Source organism: Providencia sp. PROV116 (assembly GCF_028482485.1).
GTDB lineage: Bacteria > Pseudomonadota > Gammaproteobacteria > Enterobacterales > Enterobacteriaceae > Providencia > Providencia rettgeri.
This window is the reverse complement of sequence record NZ_JAMPQO010000008.1, coordinates 15,869-28,238: the sequence shown is the minus strand read 5'-3', so window position 1 is coordinate 28,238 and position 12,370 is coordinate 15,869. Positions and strand designations below refer to the sequence as shown.

Here is a 12,370-nt window from a genome sequence, read left to right as displayed (position 1 = left end):
ATAACTCTCAAGCTAAGCAGATATCTACCAATTATTATTTAGTGGTTATCGTGAACCTATTTTCTAGATGAGGAAAAAACATACACTCTACTTAACAATATTTCAGACTATTAATGACCAAACACACATTGTCCCTGTGATAATCACGTCATACTATAGAGAATTGCATGGCTAACACGTTTGCCTACTCTCATTTGTTGCGATTTGTGGTATTTTAGTCTCTGAAAATAATCGTCAAATACACTCACAGAATTTAGTTAACTCAATACGTTAGAACAGACAACATTATGACTGATAAGCAAAGCTTCGAATCCCACACACCAATGATGCAGCAGTATCTAAAACTAAAAGCACAACATTCAGACATACTGCTATTTTATCGCATGGGTGACTTCTACGAACTGTTTTTTGATGACGCTAAAAAAGCTTCTCAATTATTGGATATTTCCCTCACTAAGCGGGGGCAATCTGCAGGGCAACCGATCCCTATGGCCGGTGTTCCCCACCATGCTGCCGAGGGTTACTTAGCCAAATTAGTACAAATGGGGGAATCCGTCGCCATTTGTGAGCAAATTGGCGACCCAGCCACCAGCAAAGGGCCGGTTGAGCGCCAAGTAGTACGTATTGTCACCCCGGGAACTATCACCGATGAAGCGCTATTAAATGAAAGGCAAGACAACCTGTTAGCCGCAGTATGGCAAGACCAACAAGGTTTTGGTTTCGCAACGTTAGATATCACCTCAGGGCGTTTTATTATTAGTGAAATCGCCGATGAAGAAGCACTGCAAGCTGAGCTGCAACGCACCCGCCCGGCTGAACTTCTGTATCCAGAAGACTTCGCCAGTATGGCATTAATTGAACACAATAAAGGCTTGCGCCGCCGCCCATTGTGGGAATATGAGCTTGATACGGCAAAACAACAGCTCGGTTTACAGTTTGGTACGAAAGATTTAATCGGTTTTGGGGTTGAAGATGCCCATAAAGCGCTCAGAGCTGCGGGTTGCTTATTACAATATGTGAAAGACACACAACGCACATCACTGCCCCATATTCGCAGCATTGTGATGGAAAAACAAAATGATAATGTCATTTTAGATGCAGCAACTCGTCGCAATTTAGAGATCACCCAAAACCTTGCAGGTGGCACAGAAAACACACTCGCCGCCATTTTAGATAGGTGTGTGACTCCGATGGGTAGCCGTATGCTAAAACGTTGGTTACATACCCCATTACGTAACATTCAAATATTAAATAACCGCCAACAAGCTATCAGTGCACTGCAAGAATGCGGCTTTGAATTACAACCATTTTTACGTCAAATCGGCGATTTAGAACGGGTATTAGCGCGCTTAGCGCTGCGTTCCGCTCGCCCACGTGACTTAACCCGTATGCGTTACGCATTCCAGCAATACCAAGATATTCATCAAATACTGAGCCAATCAAGTAGTTCGTATTTACAAGCCCTTCAAAATCGTATTGGCCAATTTGATGAGCTACAAGACTTACTTGAAAAAGCCATTATTGATGCACCACCTGTGTTGGTACGTGATGGCGGTGTTATCGCCCCAGGTTATAATAGTGAGCTTGATGAATGGCGCGCCCTTGCTGATGGGGCAACTGACTACCTCGATAGGCTCGAAATACGCGAAAGAGAAAAATTGGGGATCGATACCCTAAAAGTTGGTTATAACGCTGTTCATGGCTACTATATTCAAGTTAGCCGAGGACAAAGCCATTTAACGCCTATCCATTACGTCCGTCGCCAAACGTTAAAAAATGCGGAACGCTATATCATTCCTGAACTCAAAGAGTATGAAGATAAAGTATTGACATCAAAAGGAAAAGCGTTAGCCATTGAAAAAGCACTGTATGACGAATTATTTGACATGCTATTGCCTCATCTTGCTGCGCTGCAAACTAGTGCCGAAGCTCTCGCTGAGTTAGATGTCCTAGCCAACCTAGCTGAAAGGGCACAAACTCTAGGTTATGCTTGTCCACAACTCACTGAAAAGCCAGGTATTCAAATTACTGAAGGTCGCCACCCTGTGGTTGAACAAGTCCTTAGTGAGCCGTTTATTTCCAACCCGTTATCACTATCGCCACAACGTCGTTTATTGATCATCACAGGTCCAAATATGGGCGGTAAAAGTACTTATATGCGCCAAACAGCATTGATTACCCTGTTAGCGTATATCGGTAGTTTTGTCCCTGCAAGCAAAGCGGTGATAGGCCCAATCGACCGTATTTTTACCCGTGTAGGGGCCTCTGACGACCTTGCATCTGGCCGTTCAACCTTCATGGTCGAAATGACCGAAACTGCAAATATTCTTCATAATGCGACAGAGCATAGCTTAGTGCTGATGGATGAAATTGGTCGCGGAACGTCAACCTATGATGGTCTTTCTCTTGCTTGGGCTTGCGCCGAAAACTTAGTAAATAAAATCAAGGCAATGACGTTATTTGCAACGCATTATTTTGAATTAACAACACTACCTGAAAAACTCGAAGGTGCGGTCAATATTCACCTCGATGCTATTGAACACGGTGATACCATTGCCTTTATGCATAATGTTCAAGATGGTGCCGCCAGCAAAAGCTATGGCCTTGCTGTCGCTTCCCTTGCGGGTGTACCAAAAGATGTGATTAAACGCGCAAAACAAAAGCTTAAAGAACTCGAAGTTATCTCAAACAATGCCAATGCGAGTCATGTAGATAGCGCTCAGCTTAGTTTTTTAACCACCGAAGACACTGAGCCATCGCCAGTATTAACCGCGCTAGCTGAAATTGATCCCGATAAACTCACACCCCGCCAAGCTCTAGATTGGATTTATCGGTTAAAAGATATGGATAACTAAGATGGATGAGTATACACAATTACTCGCACCAATCAGGCAGTTTTTGCAATGTGAAACGCCTGATTTGTGGGTAGAAAAAGCCAGTTTGCCTGAAAACTTGCCCATTATTTTAAAAGATCATCTGTTATGTGAATTAAAAGCTGCGCAAAGTGCCATGTTTTTAATTCGCAAGTATGCTGTCGATAAAGAAAGTGCAGCAGTGCTCCTTGAATGGTTTAAACCTTATGAATCATTTGCTTATGACAGGGTTGGTGACATCCATACATTAAGAAACAAAAATCAGGTTTCTAAACAAATATTGGCGAAAAAACAATCACCTTATAGCCAAGATTTAATTGATAAAATGGTCTTGCTGATCAAAGAAGAACTTCATCATTTTTACCAAGTTTTAGAGATTATGCATGAACGTAATATTCCATACGATGGCATCACTGCAGGCCGTTATGCAAAAGGGCTGTTAAGTCATATCGACCCTCACGATCCAAAAACCTTAGTTGATAAACTAATTATTGGTGCTTATATCGAAGCACGTTCTTGTGAGCGCTTTGCTAAACTAGCCCCATTTCTTGATGAACAGCTGGCAAATTTTTATATTTCGTTATTACGCTCAGAAGCTCGCCACTATCAAGATTATTTACACTTAGCGCAATTAATTAGCAAACAAGATATTACTGAGCGAGTTAATTATTTTGGCATTATAGAAGCAGAATTAATTTCGACGCCTGATGATGATTTTAAATTTCATAGTGGAGTCCCCACTAACTAAGCTCCCTCTCTAGGATTTACAAATATAATAAAACCCCTATAAACCTTAGCTTATAGGGGCTTTTAGCTATCTAATAAACACTCTACATATTAAATAGCGACTCTAGGGTCAACTCTTCACCATGTAAAATATCCTTTAATCGCTTTAAACCTTCAACTTGGATCTGGCGAACACGTTCTCTTGTTAACCCAATTTCACGGCCAACTTCTTCCAGAGTTTCAGCTTCATAGCCTAAAAGCCCAAAACGTCGTGCTAAAACCTCCCTCTGTTTTGGGTTCAATTCATATAACCACTTAACAATATTATCTTTTAAGTCATTATCTTGAATTGTATTTTCTGGACCTGAATCATTATCATCAGACAATACCTCAAGCAAAGATTTCTCTGAGTCCCCTGCAATTGGTGTATCAACAGATGTGATACGTTCATTTAAACGTAACATCCTACTGACATCTTCGACAGGTTTATCTAGCTGCTCAGCGATCTCCTCAGGGCTTGGCTCATGGTCCAACTTTTGGGCTAATTCACGTGCAGTACGAAGGTAAATATTGAGTTCTTTAACGATATGAATAGGAAGGCGAATGGTTCGAGTTTGGTTCATGATAGCGCGTTCGATCGTTTGACGGATCCACCACGTTGCATACGTTGAGAAGCGAAATCCTTTTTCAGGATCAAACTTTTCAACTGCGCGAATCAACCCAAGGTTCCCTTCTTCAATCAAATCGAGTAATGCAAGGCCTCGATTATTGTAACGACGTGATATTTTTACAACGAGACGAAGGTTGCTTTCTATCATACGCTGTCGTGATGCAATATCACCACGCAATGCACGTCTTGCATAGAAAACTTCTTCTTCTGCTGTAAGGAGTGGTGAGAACCCAATTTCACTAAGATAAATTTGAGTGGCATCCAGAACACGTTGATTCGTGTTCTGGAGTAAATCCATTTCGTCATCTAGCTCAGTAACCAGATCCTCTTCTTTAAACTGACTCTCGTCAAAAGTGTCATTTAAATTACTTTCATCGAGGTCATTATATAACTCGTTAACTTTCAGCGAACTTTGGCTCATCAGTGACTCCTACCCTAGATAATGCGGACAGAATGTCAAAGCACTCTGCCCAGTTTATCGTTGCGGCAAATAGCGCAACGGGTTTACTGATTTTCCCTTGTAACGAATTTCAAAGTGTAATCTAACTGAACTGGTTCCAGTACTACCCATAGTAGCTATTTTTTGACCTGCAGTGACGTCCTGCTGATCACGCACAAGCAATGTGTCATTGTGGGCATAAGCACTTAGGTAGTCATCGTTATGTTTTATAATTATTAGATTTCCGTATCCACGCAAAGCATTACCTGCGTAAACGACTTTTCCTGGCGCAGCAGCGAGCACAGCTTGACCACGAGAACCGGCTATGTCTACCCCTTTGTTCCCGCCTTGAGCGTCAGAGAAACCTTCAATCATTTTCCCATCAGCTGGCCAACGCCATTTTATTGACGAATTATTCGTGCTACTGACTGCGGTAGAAGCGGTTGTTGTCGAGGTTGTTGTTGTCGTTGAAACTTGCGTTGCAGGTTTCTTATTATTAGGCAACATTTTACCTGAAGTTTGACCACCACTGTTTGCAGGATACTCATTAGTTGTTCGAAGATCAACCGCTTGCTGATGACTATTTGATGAATTTGCAGCTAATTGAGTGTTCGAGTTCACATTTGTGTTACCAATATTAATAACCTGCCCTACATTGAGGCTGTATGGTTCTGGAATATTGTTTCGCGATGCTAACTCACGGAAATCATTACCTGTTAAGTATGCAATATAGAATAGTGTGTCACCACGCTGCACCGTATAACTATTACCGCTATAACTACCTTTTGGAATACTGCCATAGTCACGGTTATAGACAATGCGCCCTTCACCATTGGTTGTTACTGGTGCTGAACTACGACTTACAGGCTGTGTATTTGAATTATTCGATATATTAGGACGAGACGACGGCATTGCCGTGCTCATACCCATATTTGGTGACGAGGCCGGTGTCGTCCTTTGCACCGTTGGCTGGCTAGATTGGCTATCATTCACACTCGAAATAGGTGCCGCGGTATGATACGGTGTAGAACAACCTGCCAATAGCGCTCCGCTAAATGAAAAGATGACGGCCCATCGAATTCTGCTTATAGGGCTAACAATTTTCATGCTTCTTCTCCCGTGAAGAAAAATCTGACGCGACAATTCAAAACAATGTCAGCAATAGAGTTATCATAAAATATTTCACTTATTAAAGCAGAAATACAAAATAGTGAACAAGTTAAATATATTAAAAATATAATAAATTGAGAGTATGACCTAACGGTTTAAGCTATTCTCTCAAATTCAGTTGGGTAAAGTATCATATTTGGAATGGTTTTACTGCTATTTGAGTTAATGAAACCTTTGCAATGATATTTTATTTAAACCCATTATAAAAATAGTCAGGCTTTTATTAAATATCATTGCAAGTAGATTAAAGAAGATCACCCGCGATCAATGGGACAAAACGAACTTTTTCGATAACATTAGTATGGTAATCATTACCTCGTCGGGTAATTAGCTTTAGTGCTTGTTCTTTATCACCGACAGGTAGAACCATTCGCCCACCATCTTTTAATTGCCCTAATAGTAGAGTTGGTATTTCTGTTGGTGCTGCAGTAACAATGATGGCATCAAAGGGGCCTTTTGATTGCCAACCTTCCCAACCATCACCATGACGAGTTGAAACATTATGTAAATCAAGCTGTTTCAAGCGTCGTTTTGCGGCCCATTGCAAGCTCTTCACCCGCTCAACAGAAAAAACATGCTTAACCAAGTGAGCCAATACTGCGGTTTGATACCCTGAACCAGTTCCTATCTCAAGAACGTGATCATCCGGTGCTAAAGCCAATAGCGCTGTCATTTTAGCAACAATATAGGGCTGTGAAATAGTTTGCCCATGACCAATAGGTAATGGGATATTGTCATAGGCTTTATGGGAGAGCGCTTCATCCACAAACCGTTCCCGAGGAACAAGTGAAATGGCATCTAATAGGCGCTCATCGTGAATTCCCTGTTGGCGTAATTGAGCCAAAAGTTCTTTCATGAGCCCTGTTTTCATTTTACTGACACTCCTGATTTTTCGAGCCACTCTTCCACTAGTGAGTGTGCTTTATAAGCGGTTAGGTCAACTTGTAATGGCGTAATCGAAACGTACCCATTTTGTACAGCCTCAAAATCCGTTCCAGGACTGGCATCACGGATCTCCCCAACTGGCCCTAGCCAATACAATGTATTCCCTTTTGGGTCCTCTAGGCTATACACCTCAGAAGCGGCATGACGACTGCCACAGCGAGTGACTTTGATACCTTTAATTTCTTCGTACGGGATATCCGGTACATTTATATTCAAGATATTCCCTGCTCGCAATGGGTTCTTCTGTAAGAGCGCAAGAATATCGCATGTCACTTTAGCCGCACTTTCGTAATGCGTTTCCCCATCTAACGATACCGCAATTGAAGGTAAACCTAAATGGCGGCCTTCAGTTGCTGCTGCAACAGTACCTGAATAAATAACATCATCCCCTAAATTAGGGCCACAGTTAATACCAGAGACAACAATATCAGGACGTGGACGTACTACTTTATTAACCCCAATATAGACGCAATCTGTTGGTGTGCCATCTTGTACAGCAAGATCACCATTACTTAGCGTTTGAATTTTAAGTGGTTTATCTAATGTTAATGCATTAGAAGCCCCACTACGATTGCGATCAGGCGCAATCACCTGAACATGATAATATTGGCGTAGCGCTGCCGCGAGGGTTTGAATCCCGGGCGCATTTACCCCATCGTCATTACTCAATAAAATCTTTAGCATCGACATTATCCTGCCCATTTTGATTAATAATTTCTCTCACAACACTGGTTGCAAAACAACCTGAGTTTAAGAAAAAATTCAGTTTTACCGTCGAGTCGTCCAACCATTCCCACTGTAAGTTTTTAGGTTTAGTTATCACCGCTCGTCTAGCTGGAGAAACTCGTTCACGCTGCATTAAAGAGATAAAGGGTTGATAATCCGCTAAACACTGAGTTTCAAATGCCAGTGCTTCATCCTGAGTTCCCAACTCCCCATCACCCGGTAATGGCGCGGTAATGCTTAATTCGTTGGATTCCAAGCGAGGTTGCAATGTGGCAAACTCATCTTGTGTCGCGACAAACCAACTCCCTCTACCAGTTAATTGCAATGCGTCTCCCAACATCACGTGTTGAGCGATATTATTTGCAATACGTTCGCTTGCCACATGGTTAAACATTGCACTACGAGCAGCAGAAAGATAGAAGCTACGTTTGTTGCGTTCACGTACGTTAATTTCTTGGTTTGCCCAACGTAACGCTTGCGTTAAATTTTGTCCATCACGCCCAAAACGTTGTTCACCAAAGTAATTAGGCACCCCTGTTAATGCAACTTTCTGTAAACGCTGTTCAACATCTTTTGCATCCGAAATATCACGCAACGTTATTTCAAACTGGTTTCCTTTCAAGGAACCAATACGTAATTTGCGTTTTTGCCGAGTGACAGCCAGTATTCGGCAGCCTTCGAGTTGCCAAGTCGAAAAAACAGGTGTTTCTTTACCCGGCATTTGCAGGCAAAACCACTGCTCTGTCACTGCATGCCTATCTTTTAAACCTGCGTAACTGACAGCTCTCGCTGAAATTTTAGCAAATTTTGCTAGTTGTTCAGCAACAAACACGGTATTACAGCCTGTTTTTTCCACACGAACCATAACATGTTCGCCTTCGCCATCTAGCTCAAAGCCTAAATCTTCTTTGACGATAAAATCTTCAGGGACACTTTTTAACGTGCCAGAAGATAATGGCTTACCATGCAGGTACTGAACATTCATTACTTTCATTACTATTATCTTTTATTAAAAGAACAACCGCAGCACAGGCAATGCCTTCTTTACGCCCCACAAAACCGAGTTGCTCTGTTGTGGTCGCTTTCGCATTCACATCATCCATGTGGCACTCAAGATCTTCGGCAATATTCACACGCATCTGAGCGATATGAGGCAACATTTTTGGCGCCTGAGCCATGATAGTAATATCAATGTTACCAATGCGATACCCTTTGGCACGCACATGGCAAAATGCGTCTCTCAATAAGACTCGGCTATCCGCCCCTTTATATGCAGGGTCCGTATCAGGGAATAATTTACCAATATCCCCCAGTGCAGCAGCGCCGAGAATTGCATCGGTTAACGCGTGTAAGACCACATCACCGTCAGAATGCGCGAGCAAACCTTGTTCATAAGGGATACGCACGCCACCAATGATGATAGGGCCTTCGCCACCAAATTTGTGTACGTCAAAACCGTGTCCGATTCTCATTTTTTTTCCTTAGTTGTTCATTCTTGAAAGATAAAATTCCGCTAAAGTGAGGTCTTCTGGGCGCGTCACTTTTAAATTATCAGCACGGCCAGCAACTAACACAGGTTGGTGGCCGCAATATTCTAGCGCAGAAGCTTCATCGGTGATCACTGCGTTTTCTTTCAAGGCTTTACTTAGACAATCCCGTAATAATATTAACGGAAAAAATTGTGGTGTAAGGGCATGCCATAACGCTTCACGTTCAACGGTATGGTCAATTAATTGGTTGGCTGTTGAACTACGTTTCATGGTATCACGCACTGGGGCAGCGAGGATCCCACCACAACAATTTTGTTCCGCTGCTAATTGAATAATTTCATTTAAATCTGATTGATGAAGGCAGGGACGCGCTGCATCGTGCACTAATACCCAGCAATCTGAAAATTGGGGATTAGCAATTAAAAAATCCAGCCCCGCTAATACTGAATCGGCGCGTTCTTTGCCACCAATAACCGTCGTCACTCGAGGGTCATTAGAAATTTCAAGTTGTTGAAAATAATCATCTTCCGCACTCAACGCAACCACAATTTCTTGCACTTTATCATTTTCTATCAATGCGCTGATGGTGTGCTCAATGATTGTTTTACCTGCAACCTGCAAGTATTGTTTTGGGCACTCTGCATTCATACGGCTACCTACCCCAGCAGCAGGAATCAGTGCAACAATTCGCGGAAGATTATTTTGTGGGGCATGGTTTGGATTTGTCATTGTTGAATTCTTACATCAGAAATTATCAGGCTAATGGGTATACTATTTTGACATCATATTATTGTGTCTATTTCTGGTTATTACTTTCTTTAACCATTCGATAAAATGACTCTCCAGGTTTGATCATCCCAAGCTCTGTTCGGGCTCGTTCCTCAATCGCATCTTGGCCATCATTTAAGTCGTTGATTTCAGCGAATAGCTGTTCATTACGCATTTTTAAGCGCGAATTTACAATTTCCTGAGCGGCGACATCATCTTTGACTCGTACGTAGTCATGTATGCCATTTTTGCCTAACCATAAGGAATACTGTAACCAAGCTAATATCGCAATTAATAGTAGCGTTAATTTACCCATCTTGCCCCCTGAAATGATTTGCTAATCATCCCATAACTCAACGATTGACGCTACTGTGATACTAAAATTGTGATAAAAAGTCAGATTAAGTCGGGTTTGAATACGCAAAATACCGCCTTATTTTACCATCAGATAAAATAAAGGAGGTATTTAAGCTGTATTAATAATCTAGCTGAATGACATGATTGCGCAATAAAAGCGCAATGATTTGGGAAAGGGAATCCGAAATGGGTTGTTGTCCATCCAGACGCAGCTCAGGGTGTTGAGGTATTTCATAAGGGGAATCAATCCCCGTGAATTGTTTTATTTTTCCTTCCCGCGCTTGTTGATATAACCCTTTGGGGTCTCGCTGTTCACAGATACTTACGGGTGTATCCACATACAACTCAAAAAATTGCTCGGGTTCAAACAAGTCACGAACTTTCTGTCTATCCGCTTGGAAAGGTGAAATAAATGCGGTCGCAACAATTAATCCTGCATCGACCATTAACTTTGCCACCTCACCTACTCGACGAATATTTTCTTGCCTATCGGCCTCATTAAAACCTAAGTCACGGCATAAACCATGGCGAATATTATCACCATCTAACAAATAGGTTTTCATTCCCATGGACGTCAGTTGGTGCTCTATTGCCCCTGCTAATGTCGATTTCCCAGAACCAGATAACCCAGTGAACCACAACACAGCACCTTTATGGCCATTATTACTCTCACGTAATTGGCGAGTTACTGCGTGTTGGTGCCAAACAATATGGTTTTCTTTTGTCATCCGTATTATTTCCCACCCAAGACATCACGCGCACCCCAATGTGGGAAATGGCGGCGCACTAATTTGTTTAGCTCAATTTCAAATTCACTAAAATCACTGGATTGTTCAAAGATAGGAGCTTGTGTTTCGCGGACTAAACCCGCGCCAACCGTCACATTTGTGAGCCTATCAATAAAAATCATTCCGCCAGTGTCTGCATTGCATTGGTAGTTTTCCAGTAACAATGGCTCATCAAAAGAAAACTCCACTAAACCAATCCCATTCAACGGCAGCGCTGTCGCCACTTTCTGGGTTAAATTATTGATATCAACTTGGTATTGAATATTTTCCACTTTCGCCCGACTGCGTTTTCCCGCAATTTTAATATCAAGTTGTTGGCCTTGAACTAACGGCTGTTCAGACATCCACACGACATCGACAGAGGCATGCTGCGTCGTTTGTAAGGTTTCATCTTGCGCAACAATTAAGTCGCCACGACTAATATCAATTTCATCCTCAAGCACTAATGTAATCGCTTCCCCCGGTACAGCAAAATCTTGTGCCCCTGAAAAAGTTACAATTTCTTTAATTGTTGAGGTGGCGCCTGATGGCAACACTTTGACCTTTTGGCCCACTTCCACGATCCCTGCTGATAATGTCCCGCTGTATCCGCGAAAGTCTAAATTTGGGCGGTTCACATATTGCACAGGGAAACGCAAAGCTTGCTCCGAAGCTTTTTGTTCCACTTGAACATTTTCCAATATCGATAATAGCGTATCACCTTGATACCACTTAAAATTATCGCTAGCATTTACGATATTATCGCCATCTAGGGCTGAGATCGGTACAAACCAGACCTTTAAATCCACAGGCAATTCCATTGCAAACTTTTGGTAATCCTGCTTTATTTTTTCAAAAATGGCTTCACTGTAATCCACCAGATCCATTTTATTGACGGCAACAATAAGATGGCGGATCCCAAGCAATGTACTAATAAAACTATGGCGACGCGTTTGTTCCTGTACCCCTTTTCGAGCATCGATCAACAAAATAGAAAGTGAGCAAGTTGATGCCCCTGTCGCCATATTGCGCGTATATTGCTCATGGCCGGGGGTGTCCGCAATAATAAATTTACGTTTTTCTGTTGAAAAATAACGATAAGCCACATCGATGGTGATCCCCTGCTCACGTTCAGCAGCAAGGCCATCCACCAGCAGAGCAAGATCAAGTTTTTCCCCTTGAGTCCCTATCCGCTTACTATCACTTTGCAAAGTTGACAGTTGGTCTTGGTAAATTTGGCGAGTATCATGCAGTAAACGGCCGATTAAGGTACTTTTACCATCATCCACATTACCGCAGGTTAAAAAGCGTAATAATCCTTTATGTTGCTGCGCCAATAAATAAGGTTCTACACCACCTTGCTGTTCGATTTGATGAGCGATTGATTCATTATAAACGGCTTGTGCCATGATTTTTCTCCTGACTTTGCGTATTAACCT

Annotated in this window: 12 protein-coding genes; 2 read left to right on the top strand and 10 right to left on the bottom strand. The window is 42.2% G+C overall.

The window, feature by feature from the left end:
* The first annotated feature begins 287 nt into the window (after positions 1-287).
* Positions 288-2,855 carry a DNA mismatch repair protein MutS gene (gene mutS, locus PSE72_RS06515; RefSeq protein ID WP_198641351.1) on the top strand — a complete coding sequence of 856 codons (2,568 nt, stop codon included), beginning with the start codon at positions 288-290 and terminating at the stop codon, positions 2,853-2,855.
* A 1-nt stretch (position 2,856) separates the two neighbouring features.
* On the top strand, positions 2,857-3,621 hold the full coding sequence (gene miaE / locus PSE72_RS06510; protein WP_115166736.1) for a tRNA isopentenyl-2-thiomethyl-A-37 hydroxylase MiaE: 765 nt from the start codon (positions 2,857-2,859) through the stop codon (positions 3,619-3,621).
* Positions 3,622-3,703: 82 nt separating this feature from the next.
* Here miaE and rpoS read toward each other — a convergent pair whose 3' ends face one another.
* From rpoS to cysN, 10 genes are all read right to left on the bottom strand, one after another.
* A complete protein-coding gene (rpoS, locus tag PSE72_RS06505) occupies positions 3,704-4,690 on the bottom strand; it encodes an RNA polymerase sigma factor RpoS (RefSeq protein WP_102140104.1) in 987 nt (328 codons plus the stop codon).
* A gap of 54 nt (positions 4,691-4,744) precedes the next feature.
* Positions 4,745-5,815 carry a murein hydrolase activator NlpD gene (nlpD, locus tag PSE72_RS06500; protein ID WP_115166735.1) on the bottom strand — a complete coding sequence of 357 codons (1,071 nt, stop codon included), beginning with the start codon at positions 5,813-5,815 and terminating at the stop codon, positions 4,745-4,747.
* Between the two features lie 307 nt (positions 5,816-6,122).
* Positions 6,123-6,749 carry a protein-L-isoaspartate(D-aspartate) O-methyltransferase gene (locus tag PSE72_RS06495; protein WP_004913875.1) on the bottom strand — a complete coding sequence of 209 codons (627 nt, stop codon included), beginning with the start codon at positions 6,747-6,749 and terminating at the stop codon, positions 6,123-6,125.
* Complete coding sequence (gene surE / locus PSE72_RS06490) at positions 6,746-7,507, bottom strand: 5'/3'-nucleotidase SurE (RefSeq protein WP_198641350.1); 762 nt, start codon at positions 7,505-7,507, stop codon at positions 6,746-6,748. The genes PSE72_RS06495 and surE overlap by 4 nt, the downstream gene beginning before the upstream one ends.
* The gene (gene truD, locus PSE72_RS06485) at positions 7,485-8,543 is read right to left on the bottom strand and encodes a tRNA pseudouridine(13) synthase TruD (RefSeq protein ID WP_115166733.1); all 1,059 of its coding nucleotides are present in this window, start codon (positions 8,541-8,543) and stop codon (positions 7,485-7,487) included. Before truD ends, surE begins: the two co-directional genes overlap by 23 nt.
* Positions 8,509-9,021 (bottom strand): 2-C-methyl-D-erythritol 2,4-cyclodiphosphate synthase, encoded by a 513-nt coding sequence (gene ispF / locus PSE72_RS06480; protein WP_004260732.1) that lies wholly within the window; start codon positions 9,019-9,021, stop codon positions 8,509-8,511. The genes truD and ispF overlap by 35 nt, the downstream gene beginning before the upstream one ends.
* 9 nt (positions 9,022-9,030) lie before the next feature.
* Complete coding sequence (gene ispD / locus PSE72_RS06475; RefSeq protein WP_115166732.1) at positions 9,031-9,768, bottom strand: 2-C-methyl-D-erythritol 4-phosphate cytidylyltransferase; 738 nt, start codon at positions 9,766-9,768, stop codon at positions 9,031-9,033.
* A 67-nt stretch (positions 9,769-9,835) separates the two neighbouring features.
* Positions 9,836-10,123 carry a cell division protein FtsB gene (gene ftsB, locus PSE72_RS06470; RefSeq protein ID WP_115166731.1) on the bottom strand — a complete coding sequence of 96 codons (288 nt, stop codon included), beginning with the start codon at positions 10,121-10,123 and terminating at the stop codon, positions 9,836-9,838.
* A 160-nt stretch (positions 10,124-10,283) separates the two neighbouring features.
* Positions 10,284-10,892, bottom strand: coding sequence for an adenylyl-sulfate kinase (gene cysC, locus PSE72_RS06465; RefSeq protein WP_115166730.1), 609 nt, complete (start codon positions 10,890-10,892; stop codon positions 10,284-10,286).
* Positions 10,893-10,897: 5 nt separating this feature from the next.
* Entirely contained in the window at positions 10,898-12,340 is a 1,443-nt protein-coding gene (gene cysN, locus PSE72_RS06460) for a sulfate adenylyltransferase subunit CysN (RefSeq protein WP_198641348.1), read from the bottom strand.
* Positions 12,341-12,370 lie beyond the last annotated feature (30 nt).

What these genes read in the sequence shown, in the direction of transcription:
- ispD (WP_115166732.1), bottom strand. Translation starts at nt 9,768, where the DNA reads ATGACAAATCCAAACCATGCCCCACAAAATAATCTTCCGCGAATTGTT.
- rpoS (WP_102140104.1), bottom strand. Translation starts at nt 4,690, where the DNA reads ATGAGCCAAAGTTCGCTGAAAGTTAACGAGTTATATAATGACCTCGAT.
- cysC (WP_115166730.1), bottom strand. Translation starts at nt 10,892, where the DNA reads ATGACAAAAGAAAACCATATTGTTTGGCACCAACACGCAGTAACTCGC.
- miaE (WP_115166736.1), top strand. Translation starts at nt 2,857, where the DNA reads ATGGATGAGTATACACAATTACTCGCACCAATCAGGCAGTTTTTGCAA.
- truD (WP_115166733.1), bottom strand. Translation starts at nt 8,543, where the DNA reads ATGAAAGTAATGAATGTTCAGTACCTGCATGGTAAGCCATTATCTTCT.
- PSE72_RS06495 (WP_004913875.1), bottom strand. Translation starts at nt 6,749, where the DNA reads ATGAAAACAGGGCTCATGAAAGAACTTTTGGCTCAATTACGCCAACAG.
- surE (WP_198641350.1), bottom strand. Translation starts at nt 7,507, where the DNA reads ATGCTAAAGATTTTATTGAGTAATGACGATGGGGTAAATGCGCCCGGG.
- mutS (WP_198641351.1), top strand. Translation starts at nt 288, where the DNA reads ATGACTGATAAGCAAAGCTTCGAATCCCACACACCAATGATGCAGCAG.
- ispF (WP_004260732.1), bottom strand. Translation starts at nt 9,021, where the DNA reads ATGAGAATCGGACACGGTTTTGACGTACACAAATTTGGTGGCGAAGGC.
- ftsB (WP_115166731.1), bottom strand. Translation starts at nt 10,123, where the DNA reads ATGGGTAAATTAACGCTACTATTAATTGCGATATTAGCTTGGTTACAG.
- nlpD (WP_115166735.1), bottom strand. Translation starts at nt 5,815, where the DNA reads ATGAAAATTGTTAGCCCTATAAGCAGAATTCGATGGGCCGTCATCTTT.
- cysN (WP_198641348.1), bottom strand. Translation starts at nt 12,340, where the DNA reads ATGGCACAAGCCGTTTATAATGAATCAATCGCTCATCAAATCGAACAG.